The sequence below is a fragment of the Haloarcula terrestris genome (assembly GCF_031624315.1).
Taxonomy (GTDB): domain Archaea; phylum Halobacteriota; class Halobacteria; order Halobacteriales; family Haloarculaceae; genus Haloarcula; species Haloarcula terrestris.
The window spans coordinates 513,293-538,888 of sequence record NZ_JAMQOM010000001.1; the positions used below are offsets into that span (position 1 = coordinate 513,293).

The 25,596-nt window shown below is 64.5% G+C and carries 30 protein-coding genes and 1 tRNA gene; 20 read left to right on the forward strand and 11 right to left on the reverse strand.

The window, feature by feature from the left end; genetic code table 11:
- Positions 1-29: 29 nt before the first annotated feature.
- A complete protein-coding gene (locus NDI54_RS02750) occupies positions 30-404 on the forward strand; it encodes a YccF domain-containing protein (protein WP_310894948.1) in 375 nt (124 codons plus the stop codon).
- Between the two features lie 11 nt (positions 405-415).
- On the opposite strand, the gene NDI54_RS02755 is transcribed toward NDI54_RS02750, so the two are convergent.
- The gene (locus NDI54_RS02755) at positions 416-931 is read right to left on the reverse strand and encodes a DUF21 domain-containing protein (RefSeq protein WP_310895143.1); all 516 of its coding nucleotides are present in this window, start codon (positions 929-931) and stop codon (positions 416-418) included.
- 104 nt (positions 932-1,035) lie between these two features.
- Here NDI54_RS02755 and NDI54_RS02760 point away from each other — a divergent pair, with 104 nt between their 5' ends.
- Positions 1,036-1,365: a DUF7577 domain-containing protein gene (locus NDI54_RS02760; RefSeq protein WP_310894949.1), complete on the forward strand. Its 330-nt coding sequence runs from the start codon at positions 1,036-1,038 to the stop codon at positions 1,363-1,365.
- Here the strand turns inward: NDI54_RS02760 and NDI54_RS02765 are convergent, their stop codons facing one another.
- On the reverse strand, positions 1,366-2,205 hold the full coding sequence (locus NDI54_RS02765; RefSeq protein ID WP_310894950.1) for a DUF1109 domain-containing protein: 840 nt from the start codon (positions 2,203-2,205) through the stop codon (positions 1,366-1,368).
- A gap of 109 nt (positions 2,206-2,314) precedes the next feature.
- Positions 2,315-3,343 (reverse strand): radical SAM protein, encoded by a 1,029-nt coding sequence (locus tag NDI54_RS02770; RefSeq protein ID WP_310894951.1) that lies wholly within the window; start codon positions 3,341-3,343, stop codon positions 2,315-2,317.
- A gap of 133 nt (positions 3,344-3,476) precedes the next feature.
- Between NDI54_RS02770 and NDI54_RS02775 the strand changes: the two genes are divergently transcribed.
- The 5 genes from NDI54_RS02775 (at position 3,477) to NDI54_RS02795 (ending at position 6,954) form a co-directional block, all read left to right on the forward strand.
- On the forward strand, positions 3,477-4,820 hold the full coding sequence (locus NDI54_RS02775) for an MFS transporter (protein WP_310894952.1): 1,344 nt from the start codon (positions 3,477-3,479) through the stop codon (positions 4,818-4,820).
- A gap of 37 nt (positions 4,821-4,857) precedes the next feature.
- The gene (locus NDI54_RS02780; RefSeq protein ID WP_310894953.1) at positions 4,858-5,355 is read left to right on the forward strand and encodes a phosphate-starvation-inducible PsiE family protein; all 498 of its coding nucleotides are present in this window, start codon (positions 4,858-4,860) and stop codon (positions 5,353-5,355) included.
- 46 nt (positions 5,356-5,401) lie between these two features.
- Positions 5,402-6,499 (forward strand): DUF373 family protein, encoded by a 1,098-nt coding sequence (locus tag NDI54_RS02785; RefSeq protein WP_310894954.1) that lies wholly within the window; start codon positions 5,402-5,404, stop codon positions 6,497-6,499.
- On the forward strand, positions 6,499-6,795 hold the full coding sequence (locus tag NDI54_RS02790; RefSeq protein WP_310894955.1) for a hypothetical protein: 297 nt from the start codon (positions 6,499-6,501) through the stop codon (positions 6,793-6,795). The genes NDI54_RS02785 and NDI54_RS02790 overlap by 1 nt, the downstream gene beginning before the upstream one ends.
- A gap of 54 nt (positions 6,796-6,849) precedes the next feature.
- Positions 6,850-6,954: transfer RNA gene (locus NDI54_RS02795), tRNA-Arg, on the forward strand.
- 645 nt (positions 6,955-7,599) lie between these two features.
- On the opposite strand, the gene NDI54_RS02800 is transcribed toward NDI54_RS02795, so the two are convergent.
- Complete coding sequence (locus NDI54_RS02800; RefSeq protein WP_310894956.1) at positions 7,600-7,962, reverse strand: group I truncated hemoglobin; 363 nt, start codon at positions 7,960-7,962, stop codon at positions 7,600-7,602.
- An 83-nt stretch (positions 7,963-8,045) separates the two neighbouring features.
- The gene (locus NDI54_RS02805; protein ID WP_310894957.1) at positions 8,046-9,500 is read right to left on the reverse strand and encodes a M61 metallopeptidase family protein; all 1,455 of its coding nucleotides are present in this window, start codon (positions 9,498-9,500) and stop codon (positions 8,046-8,048) included.
- A gap of 146 nt (positions 9,501-9,646) precedes the next feature.
- Here NDI54_RS02805 and NDI54_RS02810 point away from each other — a divergent pair, with 146 nt between their 5' ends.
- Together NDI54_RS02810 and NDI54_RS02815 are read left to right on the forward strand one after the other, a co-directional pair.
- The gene (locus NDI54_RS02810; RefSeq protein WP_310894958.1) at positions 9,647-10,105 is read left to right on the forward strand and encodes a TRAM domain-containing protein; all 459 of its coding nucleotides are present in this window, start codon (positions 9,647-9,649) and stop codon (positions 10,103-10,105) included.
- 74 nt (positions 10,106-10,179) lie between these two features.
- Positions 10,180-10,962, forward strand: coding sequence for an SDR family oxidoreductase (locus NDI54_RS02815; protein ID WP_310894959.1), 783 nt, complete (start codon positions 10,180-10,182; stop codon positions 10,960-10,962).
- An 18-nt stretch (positions 10,963-10,980) separates the two neighbouring features.
- Here the strand turns inward: NDI54_RS02815 and NDI54_RS02820 are convergent, their stop codons facing one another.
- Positions 10,981-11,973, reverse strand: coding sequence for a mannose-1-phosphate guanylyltransferase (locus tag NDI54_RS02820; RefSeq protein WP_310894960.1), 993 nt, complete (start codon positions 11,971-11,973; stop codon positions 10,981-10,983).
- Positions 11,974-12,058: 85 nt separating this feature from the next.
- A complete protein-coding gene (locus tag NDI54_RS02825; RefSeq protein ID WP_310894961.1) occupies positions 12,059-12,343 on the reverse strand; it encodes a DUF7091 family protein in 285 nt (94 codons plus the stop codon).
- Positions 12,344-12,521: 178 nt separating this feature from the next.
- Here NDI54_RS02825 and NDI54_RS02830 point away from each other — a divergent pair, with 178 nt between their 5' ends.
- Together NDI54_RS02830 and NDI54_RS02835 are read left to right on the forward strand one after the other, a co-directional pair.
- Positions 12,522-13,466: a replication factor A gene (locus NDI54_RS02830; protein WP_310894962.1), complete on the forward strand. Its 945-nt coding sequence runs from the start codon at positions 12,522-12,524 to the stop codon at positions 13,464-13,466.
- Positions 13,467-14,081, forward strand: a complete 615-nt coding sequence (locus NDI54_RS02835; protein WP_310894963.1) for an RPA family protein — start codon at positions 13,467-13,469, stop codon at positions 14,079-14,081.
- Positions 14,082-14,129: 48 nt separating this feature from the next.
- Here the strand turns inward: NDI54_RS02835 and NDI54_RS02840 are convergent, their stop codons facing one another.
- Complete coding sequence (locus NDI54_RS02840) at positions 14,130-14,558, reverse strand: VOC family protein (protein ID WP_310894964.1); 429 nt, start codon at positions 14,556-14,558, stop codon at positions 14,130-14,132.
- 134 nt (positions 14,559-14,692) lie between these two features.
- Between NDI54_RS02840 and NDI54_RS02845 the strand changes: the two genes are divergently transcribed.
- The 3 genes from NDI54_RS02845 to dpsA (NDI54_RS02855) all read left to right on the forward strand — a co-directional run bounded on the left by NDI54_RS02845 (position 14,693) and on the right by dpsA (NDI54_RS02855) (position 16,548).
- Positions 14,693-15,124, forward strand: coding sequence for a CopG family transcriptional regulator (locus NDI54_RS02845; protein ID WP_310894965.1), 432 nt, complete (start codon positions 14,693-14,695; stop codon positions 15,122-15,124).
- A 294-nt stretch (positions 15,125-15,418) separates the two neighbouring features.
- Entirely contained in the window at positions 15,419-15,985 is a 567-nt protein-coding gene (gene dpsA / locus NDI54_RS02850) for a DNA starvation/stationary phase protection protein DpsA (protein ID WP_310894966.1), read from the forward strand.
- Between the two features lie 2 nt (positions 15,986-15,987).
- The gene (gene dpsA, locus NDI54_RS02855) at positions 15,988-16,548 is read left to right on the forward strand and encodes a DNA starvation/stationary phase protection protein DpsA (RefSeq protein WP_310894967.1); all 561 of its coding nucleotides are present in this window, start codon (positions 15,988-15,990) and stop codon (positions 16,546-16,548) included.
- 54 nt (positions 16,549-16,602) lie between these two features.
- Here dpsA (NDI54_RS02855) and NDI54_RS02860 read toward each other — a convergent pair whose 3' ends face one another.
- Positions 16,603-17,055: a DUF5814 domain-containing protein gene (locus NDI54_RS02860; RefSeq protein WP_310894968.1), complete on the reverse strand. Its 453-nt coding sequence runs from the start codon at positions 17,053-17,055 to the stop codon at positions 16,603-16,605.
- A 343-nt stretch (positions 17,056-17,398) separates the two neighbouring features.
- Here NDI54_RS02860 and NDI54_RS02865 point away from each other — a divergent pair, with 343 nt between their 5' ends.
- Together NDI54_RS02865 and NDI54_RS02870 are read left to right on the forward strand one after the other, a co-directional pair.
- Positions 17,399-18,247, forward strand: a complete 849-nt coding sequence (locus tag NDI54_RS02865) for an HNH endonuclease (protein WP_310894969.1) — start codon at positions 17,399-17,401, stop codon at positions 18,245-18,247.
- Between the two features lie 43 nt (positions 18,248-18,290).
- Positions 18,291-18,569, forward strand: coding sequence for a hypothetical protein (locus tag NDI54_RS02870; RefSeq protein WP_310894970.1), 279 nt, complete (start codon positions 18,291-18,293; stop codon positions 18,567-18,569).
- 130 nt (positions 18,570-18,699) lie between these two features.
- On the opposite strand, the gene NDI54_RS02875 is transcribed toward NDI54_RS02870, so the two are convergent.
- Positions 18,700-19,905 carry a CBS domain-containing protein gene (locus tag NDI54_RS02875; protein ID WP_310894971.1) on the reverse strand — a complete coding sequence of 402 codons (1,206 nt, stop codon included), beginning with the start codon at positions 19,903-19,905 and terminating at the stop codon, positions 18,700-18,702.
- 95 nt (positions 19,906-20,000) lie between these two features.
- Here NDI54_RS02875 and NDI54_RS02880 point away from each other — a divergent pair, with 95 nt between their 5' ends.
- On the forward strand, positions 20,001-21,104 hold the full coding sequence (locus tag NDI54_RS02880) for a tRNA (guanine(26)-N(2))-dimethyltransferase (protein WP_310894972.1): 1,104 nt from the start codon (positions 20,001-20,003) through the stop codon (positions 21,102-21,104).
- A 62-nt stretch (positions 21,105-21,166) separates the two neighbouring features.
- Here the strand turns inward: NDI54_RS02880 and NDI54_RS02885 are convergent, their stop codons facing one another.
- Positions 21,167-21,583, reverse strand: coding sequence for a hypothetical protein (locus NDI54_RS02885; RefSeq protein WP_310894973.1), 417 nt, complete (start codon positions 21,581-21,583; stop codon positions 21,167-21,169).
- Between the two features lie 366 nt (positions 21,584-21,949).
- On the opposite strand from NDI54_RS02885, the gene NDI54_RS02890 reads away from it, so the two are divergent.
- The 3 genes from NDI54_RS02890 to NDI54_RS02900 all read left to right on the forward strand — a co-directional run bounded on the left by NDI54_RS02890 (position 21,950) and on the right by NDI54_RS02900 (position 25,592).
- Positions 21,950-23,386 (forward strand): MATE family efflux transporter, encoded by a 1,437-nt coding sequence (locus tag NDI54_RS02890; RefSeq protein ID WP_310894974.1) that lies wholly within the window; start codon positions 21,950-21,952, stop codon positions 23,384-23,386.
- A gap of 80 nt (positions 23,387-23,466) precedes the next feature.
- Positions 23,467-24,702 carry a YihY/virulence factor BrkB family protein gene (locus tag NDI54_RS02895; protein WP_310894975.1) on the forward strand — a complete coding sequence of 412 codons (1,236 nt, stop codon included), beginning with the start codon at positions 23,467-23,469 and terminating at the stop codon, positions 24,700-24,702.
- A complete protein-coding gene (locus NDI54_RS02900; RefSeq protein WP_310894976.1) occupies positions 24,699-25,592 on the forward strand; it encodes a phosphatase PAP2 family protein in 894 nt (297 codons plus the stop codon). Before NDI54_RS02895 ends, NDI54_RS02900 begins: the two co-directional genes overlap by 4 nt.
- Positions 25,593-25,596 lie beyond the last annotated feature (4 nt).

Consider the following 25,596-nt stretch of genomic DNA (forward strand, 5'->3'; position numbering starts at 1 on the left):
CTTATGCCGGTCGGCGGAGTAGTACCAGTATGAGCGACCAACGGTCCCTACTCGTCCGTGCGCTGTGGTTCCTGCTCGTCGGCTGGTGGGTGACCGGTATCTGGCTCTCGGCGGCGTGGCTGCTGAACGTCACCATCATTGGCATCCCGCTGGGCATCAAGATGATAAACAAGGTGCCGCTGGTCCTGACGCTCAAGCGCCGCGACCGACTCGTCGAGGAGCGCAACGGTGGCTCGCAGTACTCGCTGCTCGTCCGCGCAGTCTGGTTCGTCTTCGTCGGCTGGTGGGCCAGCGGCGTCTGGACTGGCGTCGCCTACGCGCTGTCCGTGACAATCGTCGGCCTTCCGCTGGCGATCTGGATGTACAACAAGCTCCCGTTCGTCGTCTCGCTGTACCAGTACTGACGGTCGGTGTGTCAGTCCATGTACGGTTTCTCGATGTCGCTCTTGACCGTGATGAGCGCATTCATCCGCCGGGTGATCGCGTCGAACAGCGTAATGAGCGGCGAGAGCACGCGCTCGACGAACCGCACGGGCGAGGCGATGGTCAGTGCCCACTGCTGGGCGTTGCCCAGGCCGAACGCCTTCGGCACGATTTCGCCGAAAATCAGGATGAGGAAGCTGGTAATCACTGTCGTCGCGACGACTGCTGGTCCCGGTTGGAGATAGCTCGCGACGAGGACAGTCATGATGCTCGATATTGCGATGTTGACGATGTTGTTCCCGACCAGTAGCGTCACCAGCAGCCGGTGGGGGTCGTCGTGGAGTTCCTTCAGGACCCCGGCCCGCCGGTCGTCCGTCGTTGCCTGTTGCTCGATCCAGTCCCGCGGGAGCGAGAACACTGCTGTCTCCGAACTCGAAAAGAACGCGCTCAGTCCGAGGAGTAACGCGACAGCGAGTCCGCCACCGACCGCCACAATATGGCCGCTCATGGACTCCGTTCGGCCAGCCGTCCAAAGAACCCGTCGGCGGAACACGCTCTGGGCGGGGGCGCTCGCGCCGAAGGATACTCGTTCATCCAGTCCCATGTGAATGTATGGCAATCGGCCAGCTAGAACTGGCATTTCGCGTGGTCGTGGCCCTCTTTGCCATACTCGCCCCGACGCTCCTGTTCCTGGGACTGTGGCGGGGCCTCGACGCGATGCGGGACGACGAACTCATCGAGCGAGCACGACAGCGAGCCGAGGCGACCGACCAGTCGCCGACTGGGGCCGACTGGCCGATCGACCCACTCCCCGACAGCGGCCAGTCACCGCTGACAGCGGACGATTCGACGGCGGTCGTGACCTGTGAGGCGTGTGGAACGCCGAATATGCAGGACGCGACGTACTGCCAGGAGTGTCTCAGCGAACTCGGGGACGCGTAGCTAATCGAGTCGCTCGTCCTCGCCGACCTGAATCGCTATCGTCGGTTCGGCCCGCTCGGCGTTGCAGTTGATTCCACGCTCGACGGCGAAGGTCCGCGGTCCCGTCCGGTTCACGTCCAGCTGGAACTCGCCGGTGACGGCGCGGGATATCGTGGTCGAGCCACCGATGGTATCCTCGTCCCACCTGCTATCGACATCTACGTACACTTCCTCTCGGGTCCCGTCTGTCGGTCCGACCAGACAGCCCGAAACCGACGGGAGTTCGAGCGCTCGCAGGAACGGCGACGGGTTCGCTGCCGTGACCGTCCCAATTTCGCGGTTGACGTACGCGTACTCATTCCCTGTCCGCTCCGCGTCCGACAACGTCACTGTGACCGATTCGTCCGTCTGCACGTCGTAGGTCACGCTGCCGCTGAGCGCGTCGGCGCCCACGAGCACGCCGCTCACGATGAGGAGGCCGCCGAACGCGACCGCTGCCGTTCGCCGCGACGGCGTCGGAATCCCTTCCCGAAGCCCATAGCCGAGTCCGACGAACAGCGCCGCGGACGCGGCGAGCAACAGAAACGTCCCCGTTTCGCCCGGCGAATACCGGACGACGACGTAGCCGACGAACACGACGTAGCTCACGCCGCTGAGGGCGAAGGCCACGACATCAAGCACGTCTCGTTCGAGGACCAGCCCCGCGACAAAAAACGCGATAAAGCCCAGCAACAGCAGCGCCGCTTTCACCGTAATCGAGAGGTCGAACACTACATCACGGACGAAATACAGGAGCGCCGCCGCGGCGAACAGGACACCGAGTGCGTACAGGAGTTTGCCGCTGTCGATAGCAAAGCGCATGGAGGGTATCGGTGCTTCACTCGACTGATAGATAAAGCTCCGGCCGGACAGCACAGGCTCGAAGCTAGCGAATCTTCCGTCACTACGCGTGACAAACGATACTCAGGTACTAATCGTCAGCCGTCGCCCGGCTAGCGTCAGTACCGTTGGACAGCGGCGTCCGCTCAACGACCGTCCCGTCGTAGGTCGGGTATTGCTCGACGATTTCGCCCTTTTCGAGGTCGCCTTCCTCGACCATCTCCTCCAGCAGCCACCAGGCCAGTTCGACGTGCTCGGATTTGACGGTGTAGTACTCCTCGGGAACACCGAGGGCTTCGAGGCGAGCCTCCGAGGTCCATGCCTTCCCGTAGACGAGCGTCCCGTCCTCGGTCACGTCGTCGAACTCCCGGCGGATGTTGCGGGCCATCCGTTTGAGCCGCGAGCGGTGCTGGGCGGCGTCCTTGAACACGCTCGTACAGAAGTACACCTTCTCGTGGTCGCCCATCGTTTCGAGGATGTCGTGTGACCCCTCGACGGCGCTCATGTGGTCTTCCTTCAGTTCGAAGCCCTCCTCCTGCATCCGGCGGTAGTTCCCGTCGGACATCTCGAACTCGTTGATATTACAGAAGTCGGCCGCGCCCTCGTCGAGGAATTCGAGGAACTCCTCCTCGGCGCGGATGCCGGGAATCTCGAAGGCAGGGGTCAGCCCTTCCTCGCGGGCGATGTAGAGGATGTCCTCCCACTCGGTCCCGTGGAGGTCGCCCCACTGTTCCAGGGGCGGGTGGAAGCGGATCTCGTCGAGGCCGGCCTCCGAGAGGCGGCGCATGTTTTCGCGGCCACCGGGGATACCGGTGTAGAGGTGCGTGTGGTGGTCCTCGCCGAACTCGTCTTTCAGCAGTTCCAGGTAGTGACAGGTCCGGTCGAGGGTTTCCTGGGGTTCGCCACCCGTGATGGAGGTGCCCAGCGCGCTCATGCGCTTGGCTTCCTCGATAACGTCCGCCTCGTCCTCGACGGGACGTTCGTTGGCGTACATCTGGGTGACGTTCTTGCGGTTTTCCCCGAGGGGACAGTAGAAGCAGTCTCGCTGGTCACAGTAGCCGTAGACGAACAGCACCATCTTGCCGCCTTTGGCGCACTGTTCGCAGCCCTCGGAAATCATTGTCTCTAGCCACTCCGCCCAGCGGGAAAAAGCGTGCGCATCGGCGCTGCCGTGGGATGGGACGGCATGGGTCGTCTCATTGACTCTCCGGGTCTCCCCGCCTCTTATCCCGCTCCCCGACGCAGACCGTGGTATGACTGACACCGGGACCGCTATCACCGGGTCCCGCCGCCGTCGCGGCCTCGCAGTCGTCTTCTTCGTCGTCTTTCTGGACCTGCTGGGGTTCGGTATCATCATCCCCATTCTCCCGTACTACACGCGGACATTCCCGGGCGGGACGGAGTTCGTCATCGGCCTGCTGGCAGCCTCCTACTCCGCGATGCAGTTCGTCTTCGCGCCCCTGCTGGGCTCGCTGTCGGATCGCGTCGGCCGTCGCCCGGTGCTGGTGGTGTCGCTATGTGGGTCCGTCGTCGCGTGGACGGTGTTCGGCCTCGCTGATGCGCTGTGGCTCCTCTTTCTGTCCCGACTGCTGGCCGGCGCGATGGGCGGGAACCTCTCGACGGCCCAGGCCTACGTCGCCGACGTGACGCCGCCGGAGCGCCGGGCCGCCGCACTCGGGTTCATCGGAGCCGCGTTTGGCCTCGGTTTCATCTTCGGCCCCGGCATCGGTGCGGTGTTGAGCTTCGACGCCACGGTCGCCGCCGTCGACGGGCTCTTGCCGGCGGCCGTCCCGATAACCCGGTTCTCGCTTCCGAGCTTCGCCGCCGCGGCCGCGAGCCTGGGCGGCGTGCTCGTCGCACTCCTCTTTCTCCCGGAGTCCAGAGGTGCGTCCATGTCCACGGACACGACGGAACGCACGTCTGCAATCACCCAGCTCCGGACGGCGGTGGCGACGCCCGGTCTCCGCCCGCTGCTCGGGGCCTTCTTCCTCGTCTCCTTCGCCTTCTCCGGCGTGCAGGTGATGTTCGTCCCCTACGTCGCTGACATCTACGGGTACACGGCCGCCCAGAGCGCACTGCTGTTGACCTACATCGGCGTCGTCGCGGTCATCACCCAGGGCGTTCTCGTCGGCCGGCTCTCGGCCCGCTACAGCCCGGTCCGGCTCTCGCTGTTTGGGACCGGGCTGCTCGTCGTCGGTGTCGGTGCAATCCCGATTTCACGGCCCATCGGATCGGTGCTTCCCGACCTGACCGATCTCGTCCCGTTTCTCACGGCCGACCTGCTCGGCCTGCTGCTCGTGTTGACGCTGCTCCCGCTGGGCAACGGCGTCCTCTCGGTGACGCTGACGGCGCTGGTCTCCCAGCGGGCCAGTGCGGCCGTGCAGGGCAGCGCCTTCGGGATCACGCAGGGCGCTGGCAGTCTCGCCCGGACCGTCGGCCCGCCGGTCATGGGCGGACTGTACTTCGCTGTCGGCTACTGGTCGCCCTTTGTCGTCGGCAGCGTCCTGTTGCTCCCGGTCCTGTGGCTCGTCGCCAGGCTGGGGACGACACCGGACACCTACGAGCCGCGGCCGGCGGACCCGGGCCACGCCAGATAGGGACCGGTTTGAATGGGCTGGCGTTCGTTTCGTGTGTATGGACGACGAGGAGTCCGACCCGGTCGGTGGCCCGCTGCCGGCGGCGGAGACGTTCGACGACAGGGTGCTCGGATACAGCGAGACGGCGATCCGGTACGTCGAAGTCGTCGCGGCGCTGGTGCTGGTCCTCCTCTTCGCTATCGGCGTGTTCGACCTCGGCCTGCAGATTTTCCAGAGCGCGCTCCGGGGCGACATCACCGACCCGCTGGTCGTCGTCGGCTTCATCGACACCGCCCTGCTCCTGTTTATCATCGTCGAGGTGTACCAGACCGTCGTCGCGTACACGCAGGAGAGTGAAACGCGGCGCATCGTCCGCCTGGTCATCTACACAGGCGTCATCGCGATGGTCCGAAAGGCTATCATCTTCCGAACCGGCGAGTACGCCTCCGAGCAGGCCGCGCTCATCGCGGCGTCGGCGTACACGCTTATCATTCTCGGACTCGCCGCACTGTTGCTCGTCGAACGGCGCACCCGCGGGATGTCCGAATCGGGGTAGCCGGGTCCCCGAAAGAAGTTAAACACCGACGGCGTAGCGCCGCTAGATGCTGCTGGTGCTGTGTATCGACCTCGACGACGACCTCGGCCGCAAAACCGGCATCGACACGCCAGTTATTGGACGCGATGCCGTCGTGGACGCAGCGGTGGCGCTGGCCTCGAACGACCCGGAAGACTCCGACGTGAACGTCCTGTTCGAAGGGGTCCACATCTACGACGACATCACCGACGAACCGGTCGAAGTCGCCGCCGTCACCGGTGTCGACGGGAGCGACGTGGCCGCCAACCGGGCCGTCGGCGAGGAGGTCGACACCGTGCTGGCGTCACTGGCTGCCAGCGAGGACGTGCGGGCGCTCATCGTCACCGACGGCGCACAGGACGAATCCGTCGTCCCCGTTATCCGCTCGCGGGTCCAGATCGACGGCGTCCGCCGCGTCGTCGTCCGCCAGGCCCAGAATCTGGAATCGATGTACTACACTATCAAGCAGGTACTCGACGATCCGGAGACCCGCGGGACGATTCTGGTCCCGCTGGGCATCCTCCTGTTGATCTATCCGCTGACAATCGCCATCGAAGCGCTGGGGTATCCCGGCTCCGCGCTGGGCGTCATCTCCGGTCTGCTTGGGCTCTATATCCTCGCGCGCGGGCTCGGTGCCGAGAAGATACTGGACGAGGCGGTCGAACGGGCGACCTCGGGGCTGTACGCCGGCCGTGTGACTATCATCACATACGTCGTCGCGGCCGCACTGCTCGTCATCGGCGGCGTCAGCGGCGTTCAGGAACTCGAACGGCAGACGGACCCCGACGCACTCGAAGTCATCGCGTCGCTGGTCTCCGGCGCGATCCAGTGGTTCGCCGCCGCCGGCATCACCTCCAGCCTCGGCCGCGTGACCGACGAGTACCTCGACGGGACCTTCCGCTGGCGGTACCTGAACGCCCCCTTCTACGTCCTGTCAATCGCCGCCGTGTTACATGCCGTCAGTGCCTTCTTCCTCGGGGTACAGGACCTGGAGTACCTCGCAGTGATGCTCACCGGCGGGACCCTGCTAGGCTTAGTCAGCACGCTGGCCTTCGCCGTCGCGGAGGCCCGCTTCGACCATCCCGAACAGCACAATCAAGGCCCCGGCGGTCCCTCATCCGAGTGATGTACGTCTCCCGTGCCGTCGAGAGCCTGCGCGACGATCCTATCGAGGGCGAACCTGTCGAACTCGTGCTCGAAACGGCCGACGGCGCTGATCCCGAGAGCGTCGCCGCGGCGGCGGCGACAGCCGGTGCGACCGTCGAGCGCCGCCTCCAGTTCGACGACCTGCTGGTCTCGACCACGCAAGACGAGATCGACGCGCTCTGTGACCTGGACGGACTGGCGGCGATTCAGACCGGCGACGTAAACGCCATCACGACTGTCGATGACGTGGAAGAGGATCTCGATATCGGCGACTGATTTACGACTGCGTTCCGCATTTCTTTTGTCACCACCGGAAGTACACGACTGCGAGGGCACGTAGCTCAGTCCGGATAGAGCGTCGGACTTCTATCTCCGCTGGCTGTGCCATCGGGGGAAGCCATCCGACGGTCGTGGGTTCGAATCCCACCGTGCCCGTGAAGCCGCCGAGTGAACACGAGGCGTGCTGAACCGCAGCACGCAGGGGATTCGAATCACGCCAGATCGAACAGCGTGAGGTCTGGCCTCGGGTGAGAAGCCCACCGTGCCCGTTCCACCGCTGAACGCCGACCGGCTGTGTTGCAACGATACATGTTGGCATCAACGCTGGCCTCGAACGGCGGCGATCACTGATATGCCTTCCAGATTCGGTCTTTGTGGCAGTTGGGTTTCCGTCCCGTCGCTCCTATAGTAACAATTGAAACGATTTACACACTGATCGCAGTGCTACCGTGCGATCAGTTGTGCATTGATTTTCAATGGCTACTATAGCTCATGTCCAACTAGCCGATCTCATAACGGTGAAGAGATACGAACTGACACTACCAAGCTGTCTTGCGCGAACTGTCAGAGGCACGGCAATCTAACTCGGGGGGATGGTAGCGTCTCCGTACTCCTCACACAGGTAATAGCGGTCCGGAAAACATGAAACGCCGCTATTTTCACACCCAGATATCGTTTTGAAAAAGTGGGTGACACGTGTCCACCGGCGCGCTCGGAAACGCCTCACCGCTCGCGTAAGCCGGTCTCCTGACACGACACTCCGGGAACACACAGCCGACCAGGTAGACTCGCCACCGGACGCTACGCTTCGACGATATCGTCTTCCATCGCGGCGACATCACTGAGAATCGCGTCGATGTCGTCGTCGGGAACGTCGTTCTCCCGGAGGGCGGCTTCGAGGTGGGTCGCGACGTTGCCGAACGCTTCCTCGGTGATACCCATGCCCTCGTGGGCGGTGTGCATGTCGTCGCCGTCGTAGTCGACCGGCCCGCCGGCGACGGCGCTGATAAACTGGACCTGGTGGCTGTAGAGGTCCTGCATATCGCTGTCCTCGAAGTACGGTTCGAGAACTGGGTCGTCGAGTACGCGGTCGTAGAAATCAGAGACCACCGCTTCGACCGCGTCACGACCGCCGATTCTTTCAAAGATGGACTGAGATGCCATTGTCGGATGGCAAGCGAGCGGTCGACATGACAGTTGTGAAAGAACATATTCGGCCCCGAACACCGGGGCCAGCGGACCAGCAGTTAGCGTCGCTGCTGGCGACGAACCGACAGTACTGCCACCATTCCGAGTGTCCCGAGCACGGTCCACTCCCCGTGGCGGTCGGTGACGGGACGGGCGGCATTGCTGCTATGCGGTTTCTTGGCGTCGGTTTCGGCACCCGGTGTCGTTGTCGCGCCATCGATTAGCGGCGCGGCGTTCGTCTCGCGAGCGGTCGTGTCCGCCGAACCGCTTCCTCGCGGCACCGGCTCTGTGAGCGTGTCTACCGGGACCGACGGTGCGGTGCCAGTGACAGCGGCCCGAACGAACCCGTTGAGGTCGGCCCCAGCGACAGCCGACACTGTCTCGGCGAACAGCGCGAGCGTGAGTGGCTCCTCCTGCCGGAACAGCCGTGCGAGGACGGTCTCGAACGTTCGGTTGCCGTTAGTCGCCTGCCGGAGACGGGCGTCGATGGCCGCGACGACACGCGTTCCCTTGTGGTACTGCGCGCCCGGGCTGTCCCAGTCATCTGGCCGTGTCAGGTCCGCAGTTTCGTGGCGTTCGGTCGTAATCCGGTTCCGGAACTGCTGTTCGCTGATTCCGCCCGCGCTGTAAGTGAGGGCTGCGGTGTAGTAGTCCGCGCTGCCTTCCCCGAGCCAGTCCATCTCCGGTGTTGTCTCGACGGTCTGTCGGGTGTGGCGGTATTCGTGGACCCAGACGTTGACCGGGGATTGGACGGGTTCGCCGGCGTTGACGATAACGTCCGATTCGCCGTTCAATGGGGTGTACCCACCCGATGCGAGCCGGTTCGGCGCGACGAACACGCGGATGTGATCGTGGTCAGTTCCGGCAGTCGAAGTCTGCTTCGCGTGGCTGATCGAGTCAAGCACGGCGGTACGGTTGGGTCGCAGGTCCGCACTCGCCGGGACGACCATCGTGATGCGGTCGCCGTCGACCGCTCTGGTCGCCGTTTCGTGGGGGCCGATGTAGGCGGCCGTGGTCCCGGCGACACCATCCTGACCGGGTGCGAGCGCGAGCGACTCGTTCCACGTGGGCCGTGGCCCGACGTGCCAGCGCCAGCGGGCACGCAGCGACACTTCCTGCCTGGCAAGCAGTGTCCAGTCGTCGGTGTCGGCGGTCCGCTGGCCGAACGTCGTTTCGAGCCCAATCGGCACAGTGTAGGTCAGCCGTACCGTCTCGGTGTCGCCGGTGGTACGCCAGCGGTCGCCATCGGATCGGAGCCCGCTGGCCCGCAGTACCGTCGCCTCCGCCGGTGCCCGGACAGACAGTCCGCTGACGTGCCGCGGCAGATCAATCGCTGCGGTCACCCGCACCTGTCCGGTCCGGTTCGGCTCCCGCTCGAGCGTATAGCGGGTATCGATCGAGCTGTCGCCGTCGCCTCCGAACTGTCCTGGTGGACCCGATTCGATACCGAGTGCGACCGGAGACGTACAGACGAGAAGTGCGCAAACCAACCCTGCAACTATCTGCGTTCTCATATCTCTGAATGCTTCTCGAGTGCTACGCGACAACCAGCGAGTGCTCCTCAAGTGCATACCGGTGAAAATCTCAAACGTAATAACAGGCTGTGCGGCGCGGAGGTGGGGTCGCAAGCGTTTTGCCAGCGGCCACGCTACTCCCTGATATGCCCGACTGTCCGCTTGCAGACGACTGTCCCAAATTCACCGAACGAATCCAGGGAATGGGCTGTACCCACTACGGCGACCGGGGCGGTGCCGAGTGGTGTAACCACTACAATCAGCCGATCTCGGAGCTCAAGAGCCAGCCGGTCAAGATGGGCGAGGAGGTCACCGTCGACGTTGAGGACATCCACGAGAGCGGTGCCGGTGTCGGGCGGACCGAGGACGGCTTCATCATCATGGTCGACGGCGTGCTCCCGCCGGCACGGTCGCTGGTCAAGGTGACGAACGTCCACTCGAACCACGCTCGCGCCGAGGAGATCGAGCGACTGGAGATGGACGAAGAGCTCTCGGAAGCGGAAGCCGACGGGAGCGACGCTGACGCCGACGAGACCGAGAACGACGACGCGGACGACGATGACGGCCGGCGTCTCGGAAGCCGGGACAACTTCTGGGGCAGTTAGGTCGTCCGCGGTCACGGTACCTGGGACAGTCCGCGAGCGGGACTTCTTTGAGATAGTCGGTTCTTGTAGCGGATATGGACCTCGAACTCGATGGCAACGCAGCGCTGTGTACCGCCGCAACGAGCGGGCTCGGACTCGCAAGCGCCGAAACGCTCGCTGCTGAAGGAGCCAATGTGGCGGTCTGTGGTCGGACCCCGGAACACGTCGACGAGGCACGGGACCGGCTCGAATCAGTCGGTGACGGCGACGTACTGGCCGTCGAGGCCGACATCACCGACCCCGACCAGATCGAGGCGCTCGTTGCGGAGACCGTCGACACTTTCGGCAGCCTCGACCACGTCGTCACCAGCGCCGGCGGCCCGGCCCCCGGGCCGTTCATGGAGACAACTGAACGGGACTGGTACAGCGCCTACGACCTGCTGGTGATGAGCGCCGTCTGGACCACCCGGACCGCCTATCCGTATCTCCGGGACTCCGACGCCGGTACTATCGTCAACATCACCTCCCGATCCGTCAGGGAGGTCATCGACGACCTAGTGCTCTCGAACGCCGTCCGCCGGGCCGTCATCGGCCTGATGAAGACCCAGGCCCGCGAGTTCGCGCCGGAGGTACGCGTCAACGCAGTCCTCCCCGGCGCTCACGAGACACCACGTATCGAGGAACTCGTCGAGGCGGCCGTCGAACGGGGCGAGTACGACTCCTACGAGGAGGGCATCGAGTCGTGGTCCGACGCGCCGCTACAGCGCGTCGGCCAGCCCGAGGAACTCGGTGACGTGGTGGCGTTCCTCTCGTCGGCCCGCTCCTCGTACGTCACCGGCACGGCGCTCCCGATTGACGGCGGGTCGATGCGGAGCTGATTCAGCCGCTGTCTCGACTTAGAACTGCCCGTCGTCCCGCAGTTCTGCAACCACTTCACGGACGCGCTGGGCTTCGTCTTTCGGGACGACAAGCGTGCGGTTGTCGAAGGACGCTATCACGAGGTCGTCGACGCCGACGGCGCTGACGTGGCCGTCGCTCGCCAATACGTTCCCGTCGGCGTCGATAGTGATCGCCTCGCCCAGCATCGCGTTCCCGTCCTGGCTGTCAAGCACTCGTTCGAAGGCGTCCCACGAGCCCAGGTCGTCCCAGTCGAGTGCTGCTGGGACGACGAAGGCGTTTTCGGCTTCTTCGAGTACGGCGTAGTCGATGCTCACCGGGTCAACGGCGTCGAACGCCGCTTCGGGGTCCTCGTCCAGTTGTTTGAGCATGGGCGCAAGCGGCGACGACGCCGCGACGGACAGGAGGGCCGTCGGCGTCCAGGCGAACAGTCCGGCGTTCCAGTAGAACCCGTCCTTGACGTACCGTTCTGCGGTCTCACGATCGGGTTTCTCGTGGAACGTCCCGACCGACGCGAACCCGTTCTCGGACGCCCCGGGCTTGATGTAGCCGTAGCCGGTCGCTGGCCGGTCCGGCTCTATGCCGACGGTGACCAGCCCCCCTGTTTCCACTGCGACTCGCGCGGCCCTGCGAGCGACATCGTGAAACGGCCCGGCAATCCGGTGGTCGCTCGGCAGACACAGCAAAACGCAGTCACCGACCTGCTCGCGGATACGGTGGGCCGCATACGCCAGCGCCGGCCCGGTGTCTTTGGGTTCTGGTTCGGTCAGCACCGCGGCGCTCGGGGCGCGCTCCCGCACCCCGTCAGCGAACGATTCCCGGGTCAACACGTAGGTCTCGTCCGCGAACCCCACCCGGTCGACTGTGTCGGCGAGTAGGGACTGGTCACCGCCGAAGGAGAGAAACTGCTTGGGCCGGTCGCTCCGGCTTGCCGGATACAGCCGTGTGCCGGTTCCGCCGGCCAGCACGAGCGCGACAAGTGGTCTATCCATACCCCGGCTTCACCCGGCCGGTGCTAAAATGTTGTACTCACAGACAGTCTCTCGAAATAAGACCGTATCCGCCGCCGTTGGCCGCTTACCACGTCTCTATCGTGCCGTCCCTGATGTCCTCGACACAGCCCTGGCAGTCCGGGTTCTCGGCATCGTAACACACCGGCCGGCGCTGCTCGTCCATCGACACCGCGCGGTACTCGGCGTGGCGACGACAGACGATACGAGCCCGGCCCTCCTCGTCCCTGGGCAGGCCGGCCTCCGCCGACCGCTTGCCGTTCTGATAGGCCTTCTTCGCGTCCGAGAGCTGCTGCTCGGCCGACCGCAAGGTGTCCCGAATGAACCGCGCGAGTCGCTCGTCGTCGGCCATACCGACCGTTGTGCCCGGCGACAAATCAATCTTCTCGCGTGGCTCCCACACCGTGACTACCGGACCGCAACACCCTCACTCGGTTTCACTTTCACTCCGCTGGGCGAGTGTTTATAACCGAAGGCGACCAACTGTCGACTGTCTCCCAACGAAAACCAGGCGGAGACAGTGAAAACCAATGACTGAGTCAGATTTGCGTACCCACGCGACAGAGATACACGAGCAGTTTTCCGACCAGCTACAGATCGAGGTCGACGACGTTGTCGAGCGGCTCGACACGCTGGTCAACGACTATCAGGTCCCCATCAGCGAGGCCCGTCGGAGCGTCGTCAACACGTACCTCGACGAGGCCGGCATGGACCGCGACCAGCTAGGCGGCGGCGACGGCGGCGGCAACGAGCAAGTGAACGTCGCCGACGTTGACGCCCCCGAAGAGTGGGTCGACGTTCGAGCGACGGTCGTCGAACTCTGGGAGCCACGCGCCGACGCCGTGGCCCAGGTCGGCCTGCTGGGCGACGAGACGGGCACGATCAAGTTCACGAAGTGGTCGAAGTCAGACCTCCCGTCGCTGGAGGAAGGGAAGTCCTACGCCCTGCGAAACGTCGTTACCGACGAGTACCAGGGGCGCTTCTCCGTGAAGCTCAACCGGACGACGACCATCGAGGAACTGGACGAGGCAATCGAGGTCGGCGACGACAGCGTCGAGGCCGACGGCGCGCTGGTCGACATCCAGTCGGGCTCCGGGCTCATCAAGCGCTGTCCCGAAGACGACTGCACGCGCGTCCTCCAGAACGGCCGCTGTAGCGAACACGGTGAGGTCGAAGGCGAGTTCGACCTCCGAATCAAGGGCGTCCTCGACGACGGCGAGGAAGTCACCGAGGTTATTTTCGACGAGGAAGCCACCGAGGAACTGACCGGCATTTCCCTGGAGGAGGGCAAAGAGATGGCGATGGACGCGCTCGATACGACCGTCGTCGCCGACGAGATGCGACAGAAGATCCTCGGGCGGTACTACCGCGTCCGCGGACCGACCTTCGGCCGCTACTTGCTTGCCGACGAGCAGGAGCGACTGACCGGGGCCGTGGATGCAGACGAGATTCTCATCAAAGCGAGGTCGATCTAAATGGCGAGCACACCTACCCGCGAGGTCGCACGGCGCGTCTTCGCACGCGAGTTCAACGACGCGAGCTACACGTTCAAGGAATCCGACGACGACCGTGCGCCGGTGTACGTCCTCCTGCCGACCGGCCAGCGCGCCAACCGCGTGTTCCTGGTCGGCACCCTCACCGAAACTGAGGATGTCGGCGAGGATAGCGAGTACTGGCAGGGACGGGTCGTCGACCCCAACGGCGACACGTTCTTCATGTACGCCGGGCAGTACCAGCCCGATGCGGCGTCGATGCTGCGCGAGCTGGAGCCGCCGGCCTACGTCGCCGTCGTCGGCAAGCCACGAACCTACGAGACCGACGAGGGCGAGGTGAACGTCTCGGTCCGCCCCGAGTCCATCTCGGAGGTCGACGAGGCCACGCGGGACCGCTGGGTCGTCGAGACGGCCGAGCGAACCCTCGATAGGGTCAAGCGGTACAAGGAAGCCGACATGGAGGATCCGGCCACCGACGAGTACATCGCGATGGCCGACGAGGAGTACGAGCAACTCTCCATCGAGAACTACCGGCAGTCAGTCGTCGGCGCACTGGAGAGTCTGCAGGACGAACAGGCCGAAGCCAGCGCGGACTGAGACGGACCGCGCCTCGGCCCGCTTTTTCGGGAAGCAGTTTTGCCGGCGCTACGGCTCTAGTAGCTCAATCAGGTTCCCTTCGGGGTCGACGACGAACATGATTGTCGTCCCGCTCTCGGTCGTTTGCGGGCCGCTGAGGGTTTCGACCTCATCGGGGAGTCGGTCGGCGACGGCGTCGAGGTCGTCGACTTCCAGTCCGGGGTGGGTCGACCCCGGCCGATTGAGGTCCGGGTCAGGCATCGCTTCGCCTTCTGGCTCGTAGGTCGCCAGTTCCAGACGCGTCCCGCCGGCGTCGAGGTGGACCAGTTCGGCGCTGGCTCCCTCAATGTCGACGGCGGTTCCGAACGCTTCGTCACCGACTGCGAAGCGTGTCAGGACTTCGAGTCCCAACACGTCGCGGTAGAACTCGATGGCCCGGTCCAGGTCGCTGACGATGATTCCGAAGTGATGCGCGGTCGCGTCGATGTCTGTCGTCATCTCTGTCCGGAAGCGGGGTCGGCCCGCTGTTAAATCACCGCGGTTCGACCACCGTCGATACGGCTGGCGGACCGCCGGACGCGGTAGCGTCTGACAAACGATTAAATACGATGCTGATAGAATAACACACAACTATGGGTAACAAAAACAAGACTATCTCCTTTCGCGTCAGCGAGGATAAATTCGAAACCCTCCGTGAGATCGCCGAGGAGCGCGACATCTCGCTGTCCGCGGTCTTCCGGGACTACGTCGACACGCTTGTTTCCCACGATGGCCAGGTGAAGGTCGCGCCGGAACACGAGTTCGAGGACGACGCGACCGAGACCAGCACCGAGAGCTTCCCGCCGAAAGTCGAGGTTCCGAAGAGCTTCGTCCGCGAACACGAACGGCTTGAACTCGAAGCCGAGCACCTCCGCGAACAACTGGAAGAGCACAAGCGCTACGTCACCAAACTCCGCCAGCAACTCGACGAGATGGACCAGGACGAGGTCATCCACCTCGAAGACCTGGACCAGGGCGAAGAGGAAGACGCCTCATACCGGATCGGCAGTTTCGACGACCGCTGATCGCATCACGCTGTTTCACTTGCTCGGATGGTGTCTCCCAGCGATCAATAAATAGCGTAGTTGATATTTATCTACTCGGCCGAAATTTCTCATCAACCGGGAACTTGTCGCTGTGATATCGGTAGAAGAGGCCTGAAGGGCCACATTATATCACAGGCTGTTTATTGTGGACATATCACATAACTTTCGGCCTGCCTAAAAATTATCGGCTATCTGATAATATTTATGTGAGCGGATAATCAAGGTCAACTGTGAATCGTATTCGTCCCACAGGAGCACGGCCGAGGTGAGCAGATGACGGAGAACCAACTTGGGTTGGTCCGCGAACCCGAGACCGGCGTCCGTCGCCAGGAGTGGGAGACGCTCGACGAAAACGACCTTCGTATCGATAGCGCTGTCGCCGAGGAGATCGTGGACGCACTCTCCACCGACCACGCCAGTTCGTTCAACCTCTTCTACCTCTTGCGAAAGCACTACTGGACGGCCGAAGGGGCCGAGTTCCACGATGTCGCCGAGTTCCTCAGAGACGCCTACAAGCGCGCTCGTGACATCAACGACGACCTTGCGGTCCGAATCGTCGAACTCGGGGGCATCCCGCCGAATACGCCGCCGACGATTCAGGAACACGCCGAGGTCCACCTGGAAGCCGAGAACATCTATGACCTCCGCGCCTCGCTTTCGGGTGACCTCGATGGCTACGCGACACTGGTCGCAAGCATGCGCGAACACGTGGCCCTTGCCGAGGAGATGGGTGATTCGGGCACGGCAGAGCGACTGCGTGACCATCTCACGACGCTCGAAGTCGACGCTCACAGGGTCGAACAGTTCCTCGAAGACGACACGCTCGTGGGGAGTGACTAACCATGGCGAGCACCCCTCACCTCCGTGACCCCGGCACAGAGCATCGCCGACAGGAGTGGGACACCGTCCGAGCGAACGAAATCCGAATGGAGCCTGCCGTTGCAGAACAGCTAGTGACTGCCCTGAACGCCGAACTATCGGGGCTGTATCTCCTGTTCAATCAAGTCCGGAAACACTACTGGACCATCGACGGCGCCGAGTGGCACGACGTTACGACGTTCCTCGAATCGGCGGCGGACCGCCTCACTGAGATGACCGACGACATCGCACTCCGCGTCCACGCACTCGGTGGCGTGCCGGTCTGTGGTCCGATGGGCATCCGACAACACGCCCCGATGCACATCGAGACGCCCCACCGCTTCGACGCTCGGTCCTCGCTCGAACGGGACCTCGACGGGTACGCGACGCTCGCGGTACAGATGCGCGACCACGTTGACGTAGCTGAGCAATTCCAAGACAAAACCACGAGCGAACTGCTGTGTGTTCATCTCAAGACGCTAGAAGGGGACGCACACACGCTGCAGCGGTTCCTTGCGGACGATACCCTGGTCCGGAACGACTGACGCCATTGCTGTCTTCCGGGTGCTTACTGACCGGACCGCTTGGAGATGTGGTCGCTACACCAGCCGATTCCGCAGCCGCTGCACGTCCTCAGCCACGTCGTCGCGCCCGTCGACATCCGCGAGCGTTTCGACGGCCTCCAGCGTCCTGACGGAGTTATCGAGGAAGGAGAGCACGTCGCCCGGATAGGCGTACAGCATGTAGTCGTCGCTCATCACATCGACGACGGCGTCCGGCCCCATCCCCTGCTCGCGTAGTTCCAGTAGATAGCTGATGAACTTCCGCTCGGCACAGCCACAGTGGGGATTGGCCTGACAGTCACAGTCCAGGAAGTCCTCGGCGAAATCCAACACCCGCTCCCTGGAGGCCTCGTCGAGTTTCGCCAACCCCTCGCCCTGAAAGAGGATGTCCAGCGTCGCGCCCTTGAACGCCCCCTTGGGGAAACTCGTCTCCAGCTGGGAGGCGAGTTGCTGGTGGTTCTTGACGTATATTTTGTCCGTGATAGCCACGCGTACCCAACTCTACGCTGTGGTGCTGTAAAAGCGTCTCGAAGCGGGGTCTGTCTAATTTCGAGTCGGTGTGTCGCCGCTGTCACGCGCTCTCACGACTCACTGGTTCCCAGATTCGTAACGTATTTCTGTTCCAGCGGAATATCTATGAATGCTTCAACGAGCGTGTCCGGGCTGGGGTAGTGGCATCCTTTAGCCTTGTGGTGGCTAAGAGGCGGGTTCAATTCCCGCGCCCGGACTTAGACCTTCTACCGCCTGATTTCGACATTTTTGGCCCATCGGAGTCTTCACTTCCACACCCGTCTCCGCTGATTTATAATGTATCAGAAGATAGTACTTTCTGATGACAAACCACGACTGCCCCTCCTGTGGTCGCACGTTTGACTCAAAACGGGGGCTTGGCGTTCACCACAGCAGTGTCCACGGTGAACGCCTGCCAAACCGGAAATGTGACCACTGTTCGGACCAGTTCCACTCCGAATACGAGAAACGCTACTGTTCTGGCGAATGCCGCGACGCCGCAGTATCGTTTTCAGGGGCTGACAACCCGAACTACACCGATGCGAAGGAGGAGACGACCTGTGACAACTGCGGTGCGACCTTCGAGTACTACCCCTCGGAGAAGGAGGGGTGTTTCTGCTCTGAGTGCGTGAAAGACGCCGAGTGGCGACATACACGACAGATATCCGGTCCGGACAACCCAAACTGGAATGGTGGAAAACTCAGGTTCGACTGTTCTGTCTGTGAGACCGCTGTTGAACGATATCCAAGCGACGTGACCGGCGAAGTAATCCTCTGCAGCCGCAACTGCCACGCTGAATGGCTGTCCGAGGCGTTTACCGGCGACGGCCACCCGAACTGGCGTGGTGGTGGCGTCGGCGAGTACGGGCCGGGATGGCGAACTGTGCGCGAGCAGGCACTGGAGCGGGACGGCCACGCTTGTGTGCTGTGTGGCACAGATGCCGACGAGCTGGGTCGGAACCCGGACGTGCATCACATCGTCCCGGTCCGACTGTTCGCCGCGATGCCGGCCCTGACGGTTCGGGACGCACACACGCTGGACAACGTCGTCTCGCTGTGTCCGGGCTGTCATCGTCGGGCGGAGTTCGGTCGTGTCTCGCCGGCGGAACTGCGCTGGCGGGCCGGAATCCGTCAATTCGATGTGCCCGCTGCTGATGCCACGAGAGCGTAACCGGACCGGAATCTACACAATCGGTCCCGCCGCCAGTACGCGTATGTCACCGACCGTTGACGAACTGCGAAACGAGATTCGGCAGGCTGTGGGGCGGTACGAACGCCCGGTTTCGACTGCCTTCACCAAGGAAGCCCTGGCGGCGATTTGCGAGGCCGTGGGGTACGACATCGACACGGACCGGCTGCCGTCGAAGCCACAGATGCGAGCGGGGATCCTTTGGAAAATCGGCGAGCAAGACGACGACGATCCGGCGGAGACGGAGTCACCGTTTCGGAAGGGCGAACTTGAAGCGATTGCCGCGGCGCTGGATGACGGGTAACGGGGCTCCGGAGGTTACTGGCTACGTGTGATCGTCTTGCCGACTGTCTGAGATCCGTGCGTCGATCACTCCTGTGCGCACGGGTGGGTTTCTGACGGGGGACCGATGTCGTCCTGGTGGAGTGTGACCGCTACCGCTCGATCTTGGATTCCGGGCGGACGGTCCCGGTCTCCGTCTCGCCGATGACGGCGAAATCGCCGCTGGACTTGATGATCGAAAGCGCCGTCATGATATCTGTTCGGGTGAGCAGCCCCTCGAAGGCGCCGTCCTCGTCAGTGACGAGCAGTCGGCCGACGGAGTTCTGCTGGAGCGAGGTCAGTGCGTCCATCACGTCGGTGTCCGGGCTGATCGTGATTATCTCGGTGGTCATCACGTCGCCGACGGTGTAGGCCTCGCGCTCGACCTCTCTGACGGCACGGGCGTCTTCGAGCGTGACGAGGCCGACGACCTCGCCGTCGCGCTTGACCGGGTAGCCGGTGTGGCGTTCCTCGAACATCGTCCGGATGAGTTCCCGGACAGACATGTCCTCGGGGACTGTCGTCACGTGGTCCGCCGGCGTCATCACGTCCGCGACGGTGACGCCCTCGAACGCGGCCCGCATCGAGGTCTGGCGGGACTCGCCCGCCGCGCCGATGTAGATGAAGAAGGCGAGGCCGGCGAGGAAGATGTTCCCGAGGACGAAGATGCCAAAGAGGCCGAGGAAGACGGCAAATATCTTCCCGACCTCCGCGGCAATCGTCGTCGCTCGGGCGTAGGTCCGTTTGCGGGCGAGCAGCGCGCGCAGGACGCGGCCGCCGTCCATCGGGAAGCCCGGGAGCATATTGAACGCCGCCAGCGCGAGGTTCATCAGTGCGAGATAGCCGAGGATGAACCGGACCGATTCGATTGGCGTCGCCGCGCCGCTGGGGAGAAGCTGGAACGCGACGAAACAGACCCCGCCGACGGCGACGCTGACGATCGGGCCGGCGATGGCGATAACCAGTTCTTGCTTCCAGTCTTCGGGCATCTCGCTGAGCTGGGCGATGCCGCCGAACAGCCAGAGCGTGATGGAGTCGATGGGGAAGCCATAGCGGATCGCCACGAGAGAGTGGCCGAGTTCGTGGAGAACGACGCCGGTGAACAGGCCGACGGCCGCACCGATGCCGAGCACCCACACGAGCGCGCCGTCGGTGAGAACGGCTGCATCCAGGCCGGCGTTCAGGGTGCTGTTCAACAGCTCCGTCGTCTGTTCTATCTGTGACCCGATAATCCAGGCGAACAGCGGCAACACGAGGAGAAACGTTAGGTCCAACTGGATTGGGATCCCGAACGCGCTCCCGATGCGAAACCGGCGCATACTTGTCGGTAGTTGGGGCACGGTCTTAAGCCTCCTTGGCCAGACTCGACACGCAGGTTCGAACGACTTAACGGCGCCCGCACGGACCGGAGAGTATGCGCGTCAGTGAGGGCCGAGTGACGGTCACGGTGCCGGAACAGCCCGACGCGGGGAAGGGCGCGGACGTGTTCTTCAACCCCGTTCAGGAGCTGAACCGCGATATCACCGTGGCGGCGCTACGGGCCTACCGAGAGCGAACCCCCCGCGTGTCGACGTATCTGGACGCCACCGCCGCAAGCGGCATTCGGGGCGTCCGCGCGGCGGCCAACGACTGGGAGACGACACTGTGTGACATCGACGACGACGCGACGGCACTGTGCGAGCAGAACCTCGAACGCAACGACCTCGCCGCTTCAGTTCGGCGGTCGGACGCGAACGTGCTCATGCACTCCGAGGCATTCGACGTGGTTGACGTGGACCCCTTCGGGACGCCGATCCCCTTCGCCGACGCGGCCATTCAGGGAACCAAACACCTCCTCTGTGTGACGGCCACCGACACCGCGCCGCTGTGTGGGGCACACTTCGAGAGCGGCGTCCGCTCGTACGGTGCGGTCCCGCGAAACACCGAGTTCCACGCCGAGATGGGGATGCGCGTCCTCCTGTCGGCGATGGTCCGAACCGCCGCCCGCTACGACATCGCCGCTCGCCCGATTCTCAGCCACGCGACCAAGCACTACGCCCGGACCTATCTGGAGTTCGACCACGGCGCGAAAGTCGCCAACGACTGTATCGACGAACTGGGCTACGTCCACCACTGCCAGCACTGCCTCTGGCGCGATCACGACTTCGGCCTCATCGCCGACGCGCCCGAGGCGTGTCCGGTCTGTGAGAAGCACCTCCAGACGGCCGGCCCCATCTGGCTGGGTCGGACCTGCGACCCGGCGTTCGCCGACGCCGTGTCTGAACAGGTGACCGAGGAGATGGGCACTGCCGACGAGGCGACCGAGTTGCTGGCAACACTCAAAGCGGAGATCGACACGCCGACCCACTACGACCAGCACCGCCTCTGCAAGCGCTGGGGTCGCGGCGCCGAGGCCATGGACGAGTTCATCGAGAAGCTCCACGACGCCGGCTACGAGGCCTCCCGAACGCATTACGGCGGCACGACGTTCAAGACGGACGCCGACGTGGTCGAAATCCGTGAGGCGACGGCGGAGTAACGAATCGAGAATCGAGGGCTGTGCCAAAGACTGCGACAAGAGTGTACGGGTCGAACTGATTCCTACCGACCGTTCGCCCGCCCGGCACTCTCGCGCACCGCGGCAACCAGGTCGTAGCCCAGCAGATACACCGGGCGCAGGAAGTAGTTCGCCATCCCTGCGAGGCCGAGCAGTCCGCCGATGGCCTGCAGTTCGCCAGGTGTGGCCGACAGACGAACGACCAGCGGCAGGGCCGTAATGAGCGGCGCGAGCCACAGTGACCGGACGATACCGTCCACGTCGACACCGGCGACGGGACCGAACCAGTCCTCGTTCGGACGAGCAGCGTACAGGACAGCCGCCAGTACCAGCAGTCCCACGACAATCGGCAGGGACGCGCCAGTGCCGGCGACGCCGAGGCCGATAGCCAGCGCGGCCGCGACGAGCAGCAGGGCCGTCACCCGCATCGTCCCGTGCCGGATGGCCGCTTCCGTCTCCATATCCGGTCGTTGCGGCGATGCTGTATAAACCCTGTGAGGGCGGCTAGCTGTTCGAGTCTGTGGCGGTAGAGTCGGCATTGTTTCACTGACGACAGCCGCAAAGAGCCAGAAAGCCCCGAGGCACTGGGCTCCTGCGACTCGCTGCGCTTCTCGGTCGTTGCACTCCCTCCGGTGCTTGCGTCGTCTCGAACGCCCAGCGCCTCGCCCCTTTCAGTCCCACCTGTGACCGGTTTGTCAGTGCTGTCTCTGTGGGACTGAAACGAGCATGTCGATATTTCTGGACCGGTCACGTCTCCTGAAACAACCACACCCGCTGCCCACATTCTAAACCCCTTTTTGCCTCGGCCGCCAAACGGTGTCGAAACCGTGCCCTCCACGTACAACCCGGTCCGTGGCGTCCTGCTGTTCATCGGCGGTCTGCTCGCACGGTTTGACCTCGTCGAGCGCGAGCGGGTCCGCCGCGCGACGGACCTGTCCTGGCCCCGGATCGTCACCGGGCTCGCCCGGATGTCGAAGTCGACGGTCGACGTGGCGATGGTCGGGCTGGCGCTCGGGCCGACCGCTATCGCCGGCGTCGGCTTCGCCGCGCCGTTCTGGGAACTGGTGTTCGCGCTGGGTGGCGGCGTCGCCGGAGGGACAATCGGGATGGTGTCCCAGCGCTACGGAGCCGACGCCGACGAGGAACTGGCGGTCACTGTCACGACCAGTGCCGTCGTCGTGCTTGGGCTGACGCTCCCGCTCATGGCGGCGTACTGGGTCCTGCCGACGCTGCTCGTCGACCTCGTCGGGACGGGGTCCGAGGCCGTCGGCTACGGGACACAATACCTGCGCGTCGTCGCCCTCGGTGTCCCCTTCGCGGCGCTGAACCTCATCGGTAGCCGGACGCTCGTCGGGGCCGACGACGCCTGGTCGCCGATGCTGTTGCGGGCCGGCGGCGCGGTCGTCAACATCGCGCTGAACGCCGTCCTCATCTTCGGGTTCCGTCTCGGTGTCGTCGGGGCGGCGCTTGGCACGGTCGTCGCGAACGTGCTGGTCACGGCCGGATTCGCCGTTGGGTTAGCCCGCGGTGGCTTACCGATAATCGGTGCATTCCCGGTCCGGGTGCCGGTGTCGCGGCCGCTCCTCGACCGCGGACTGGGGTGGGATCTCGCGGAGACCGGGGCACCGCTTGTTGGGGCCAATCTCGCGCGGACCGGGGCGCAGTTCCCCCGGCTGTTCATCGTCGGCCTGTTCGGACCGGGCGTCGTGTCGGCCTACGTCGTGGCCCTTCGGGTCCGGGCGCTGCTTGACACGCCGAACTGGGGGCTGAGCCTCGCGTCCAGCAGCCTCGTCGGGCAGGCCTTGGGCGAGGGCGACGAGGCCGAAGCGACGGTCTGGGCGCAAACGGTCCTCCGGTTGAGCATCGGCGTGTACATCGTGGTCGCGGCGACGCTGCTCCCGTTCTCGCGGGGCATCGCCCGCCTGTTCGTCTCGGATCCGACAGTGCTCCCGCTGGTGACTGTGTTCGTCGCCGTTGCGTGTGCCAGCGTTGTGTTCCGGGGCGTCGACGGCGGCTCAGTCGGCCCGCTCCGGGCCAGCGGCGACACGCGCTGGCCGTTTTACTCCCAGCTGGCGGGGATGTACCTGTTCGCCCTCCCGCTGGCGGCGCTGGGCTACGTCACGCCGCTCGACGAGTTTGCGCTGTACGCCTCGCTGGTTGTCGAAACGGCCGTTCCCGCAGCGGTGACCTACTACCGATTCCGCTCGGGGACGTGGCGGGTCGTCAGCCGGGACTACCGGCCCGAGGCGGCGCTGGACGACTGAGGCGGTGTGGCCACTCTTACACGACCGGCTGCCGTCAGTCAGTCGACAGTATATTTGTGGCTCCACTCTGACGTGCTCGCGTGGACCGCACACGCGCCGTCTCCGTCGCCAGAACTGTCGTCCGCACCGTCCAGGAGGAGGAAGTCTCCTTTCTCGCCGCCGGCATCGCCTACTACATGTTCGTCTCACTGCTGCCGCTGTTATTGCTGACGCTGGTCGTCGGCACGCTGGTCGGCGGGGCGGCCTTCGCCGACAGCATCGTGGCGGCCGCGGGGGACGTACTCTCGCCGACGGCCTCGACGCTACTTGAGGACGCGCTGACCAGCGGGGCCGGCCGCGGCGGCGCGACTGTCCTCGGCGTCGGTGTCACACTGTGGAGTGCGCTCAAGGTGTTTCGCGGACTGGATACGGCCTTCAGTCGCGTCTATGGGACAGACGGCCCCGACTCGATTATCGGGGAACTCGTCGACGGACTGGCTGCGCTGGGCGGCATCGGCGTCGCGCTGGTCGGACTGGGCGTCATCGGCGCGTTCGGAACGATTCTCGGCGTCCAGGTCGCTCTCGGCGGGCTTGCACTCATTCCCGTACTAGCTGTTGCCTTCCTCCCGCTGTACTACCTGTTTCCCGACCAGGAGATGACGATACGGAGCGCCATCCCCGGCGCGGTGTTTGCCGGCGTCGGGTGGACGTTGCTCGGCACTGGATTCAACGTGTACGCCTCACAGGCCGACAGCTATCAGGTGTACGGCGTCATAGGCGCGGTCCTCCTGCTCGTGACGTGGTTTTACTTCGCCGGACAGGTGCTGCTCGTGGGCGCGGCGGTCAACGCGGCGCTCTCGGACCGGCAACTACAACAGGTATCGCACCGACGGTCCGGCAAAGCGATGAGTGAGGACGCTGACGAGACCGACACACCGCCGCCAACCGGGGCCGATACGACCGGCAGAGACGCCGACGAACTGACCGACGAGGAACTCAGGGAGCTCCGCGAGGAGTTCGAGTCGTTCCGCGAGGACATCGAGGGTCGGACGCTCCACCGCGACGAGGTGCGGTCGGACCTCAAGCAGTACGTCCGCCGCCGGATGCGCCGCGGCCACGCCCGGCAGTGGGGTCCCTACGTCGTCTTGCTGTACGGCACGATCATGACCCTCGGCGCGTTCTACTATCTGAAGGGCATGTGGGCCGTCCTGGCGATGCTGGTCATCTGGCTTTCGACGCTCGGCCTCTACACCGTGATGATCGCCGTCGGCGTGACGCTTACCGCCACCGGCCTTCCCGGACGGCTTGTTGACCGCGTGCGCGACTGGCGACAGTGATCCGGGCTGTCGGCGTGGCAGAGGTGCTGTCAGCGCTGCCCGGCGCAGTCGTCGTACTGTTCGCGTTACTGACCCAGCTGGGGGACTTCTGGTTCACCTTCTCGGCGTGTGCGCTGCTGTACTGGCTGGGATCGCGGACGCCGACACTCGGCCGAGGCCTCACGCGGGACCGGGCGGCGATGCTTGTCGCACTGCTGGCCGGCGCGGTGGCCATCGCCGTCTCGGTGAAGGCGGTGTTTGCGCTGCCGCGCCCGCCGGGTGCGGGGACGGCCACCCACGCCGACCTGCTACCGGTGGCGCTCCGGGGCATCTACGAGTCGATGGCGACCGGCGAGGGGTACGGCTTCCCCAGCGGCCACGCCACTGTCGCGGTGCTCGTCTGGGGCGGGTTCGCGTGGGCGCTCCGGGTCGGCACACGCCGGGCGCGAACTGCCGTCGCCGGGACGGTCATCGGTCTCATCGGCCTCTCACGACTGGTGCTGGGCGTGCACTATCTCGCCGACGTGTTGGCTGGGTTTGCCATCGCGGGCGGGTTCCTCTGGCTCGCCGTCCGTGTGCTCAAAACGCCCGAGCGGGTGTTCGGACTCGCCGCCGTCGTCGCGGGGCTGGCGCTGGTCACTGCCGGCCTCTCTCGCGACACCGGGGCCGCGCTGGGGCTGACTGTCGCCGGAGGCGTCGTCTGGGCGCTGGTCGGTGACGAAATACCTGAGCCGACCCGCCGCGGCGTCGTGTTCACGGTGCTTCTGGGCGTCGCCACGGTCGGCGTTCTCCTCGGCGGGACGCTTGGCCTCGACCCGACGCCGGTCGTCGTCACGCTTGCCGCGGGGCTCGGGACGGGACTGTTGCTGACGCTGCCGCTGGCCGGTGAGCGCCTCGCGAAAAAATACTGAGATC

Bases quoted from the DNA above. Each gene is read 5' to 3' on its own strand.
- NDI54_RS02750 (WP_310894948.1), top strand. From the start codon at position 30: ATGAGCGACCAACGGTCCCTACTCGTCCGTGCGCTGTGGTTCCTGCTC.
- NDI54_RS02755 (WP_310895143.1), bottom strand. From the start codon at position 931: ATGAGCGGCCATATTGTGGCGGTCGGTGGCGGACTCGCTGTCGCGTTA.
- NDI54_RS02760 (WP_310894949.1), top strand. From the start codon at position 1,036: ATGGCAATCGGCCAGCTAGAACTGGCATTTCGCGTGGTCGTGGCCCTC.
- NDI54_RS02765 (WP_310894950.1), bottom strand. From the start codon at position 2,205: ATGCGCTTTGCTATCGACAGCGGCAAACTCCTGTACGCACTCGGTGTC.
- NDI54_RS02770 (WP_310894951.1), bottom strand. From the start codon at position 3,343: ATGATTTCCGAGGGCTGCGAACAGTGCGCCAAAGGCGGCAAGATGGTG.
- NDI54_RS02775 (WP_310894952.1), top strand. From the start codon at position 3,477: ATGACTGACACCGGGACCGCTATCACCGGGTCCCGCCGCCGTCGCGGC.
- NDI54_RS02780 (WP_310894953.1), top strand. From the start codon at position 4,858: ATGGACGACGAGGAGTCCGACCCGGTCGGTGGCCCGCTGCCGGCGGCG.
- NDI54_RS02785 (WP_310894954.1), top strand. From the start codon at position 5,402: ATGCTGCTGGTGCTGTGTATCGACCTCGACGACGACCTCGGCCGCAAA.
- NDI54_RS02790 (WP_310894955.1), top strand. From the start codon at position 6,499: ATGTACGTCTCCCGTGCCGTCGAGAGCCTGCGCGACGATCCTATCGAG.
- NDI54_RS02800 (WP_310894956.1), bottom strand. From the start codon at position 7,962: ATGGCATCTCAGTCCATCTTTGAAAGAATCGGCGGTCGTGACGCGGTC.
- NDI54_RS02805 (WP_310894957.1), bottom strand. From the start codon at position 9,500: ATGAGAACGCAGATAGTTGCAGGGTTGGTTTGCGCACTTCTCGTCTGT.
- NDI54_RS02810 (WP_310894958.1), top strand. From the start codon at position 9,647: ATGCCCGACTGTCCGCTTGCAGACGACTGTCCCAAATTCACCGAACGA.
- NDI54_RS02815 (WP_310894959.1), top strand. From the start codon at position 10,180: ATGGACCTCGAACTCGATGGCAACGCAGCGCTGTGTACCGCCGCAACG.
- NDI54_RS02820 (WP_310894960.1), bottom strand. From the start codon at position 11,973: ATGGATAGACCACTTGTCGCGCTCGTGCTGGCCGGCGGAACCGGCACA.
- NDI54_RS02825 (WP_310894961.1), bottom strand. From the start codon at position 12,343: ATGGCCGACGACGAGCGACTCGCGCGGTTCATTCGGGACACCTTGCGG.
- NDI54_RS02830 (WP_310894962.1), top strand. From the start codon at position 12,522: ATGACTGAGTCAGATTTGCGTACCCACGCGACAGAGATACACGAGCAG.
- NDI54_RS02835 (WP_310894963.1), top strand. From the start codon at position 13,467: ATGGCGAGCACACCTACCCGCGAGGTCGCACGGCGCGTCTTCGCACGC.
- NDI54_RS02840 (WP_310894964.1), bottom strand. From the start codon at position 14,558: ATGACGACAGACATCGACGCGACCGCGCATCACTTCGGAATCATCGTC.
- NDI54_RS02845 (WP_310894965.1), top strand. From the start codon at position 14,693: ATGGGTAACAAAAACAAGACTATCTCCTTTCGCGTCAGCGAGGATAAA.
- dpsA (WP_310894966.1), top strand. From the start codon at position 15,419: ATGACGGAGAACCAACTTGGGTTGGTCCGCGAACCCGAGACCGGCGTC.
- dpsA (WP_310894967.1), top strand. From the start codon at position 15,988: ATGGCGAGCACCCCTCACCTCCGTGACCCCGGCACAGAGCATCGCCGA.
- NDI54_RS02865 (WP_310894969.1), top strand. From the start codon at position 17,399: ATGACAAACCACGACTGCCCCTCCTGTGGTCGCACGTTTGACTCAAAA.
- NDI54_RS02870 (WP_310894970.1), top strand. From the start codon at position 18,291: ATGTCACCGACCGTTGACGAACTGCGAAACGAGATTCGGCAGGCTGTG.
- NDI54_RS02875 (WP_310894971.1), bottom strand. From the start codon at position 19,905: ATGCGCCGGTTTCGCATCGGGAGCGCGTTCGGGATCCCAATCCAGTTG.
- NDI54_RS02880 (WP_310894972.1), top strand. From the start codon at position 20,001: ATGCGCGTCAGTGAGGGCCGAGTGACGGTCACGGTGCCGGAACAGCCC.
- NDI54_RS02885 (WP_310894973.1), bottom strand. From the start codon at position 21,583: ATGGAGACGGAAGCGGCCATCCGGCACGGGACGATGCGGGTGACGGCC.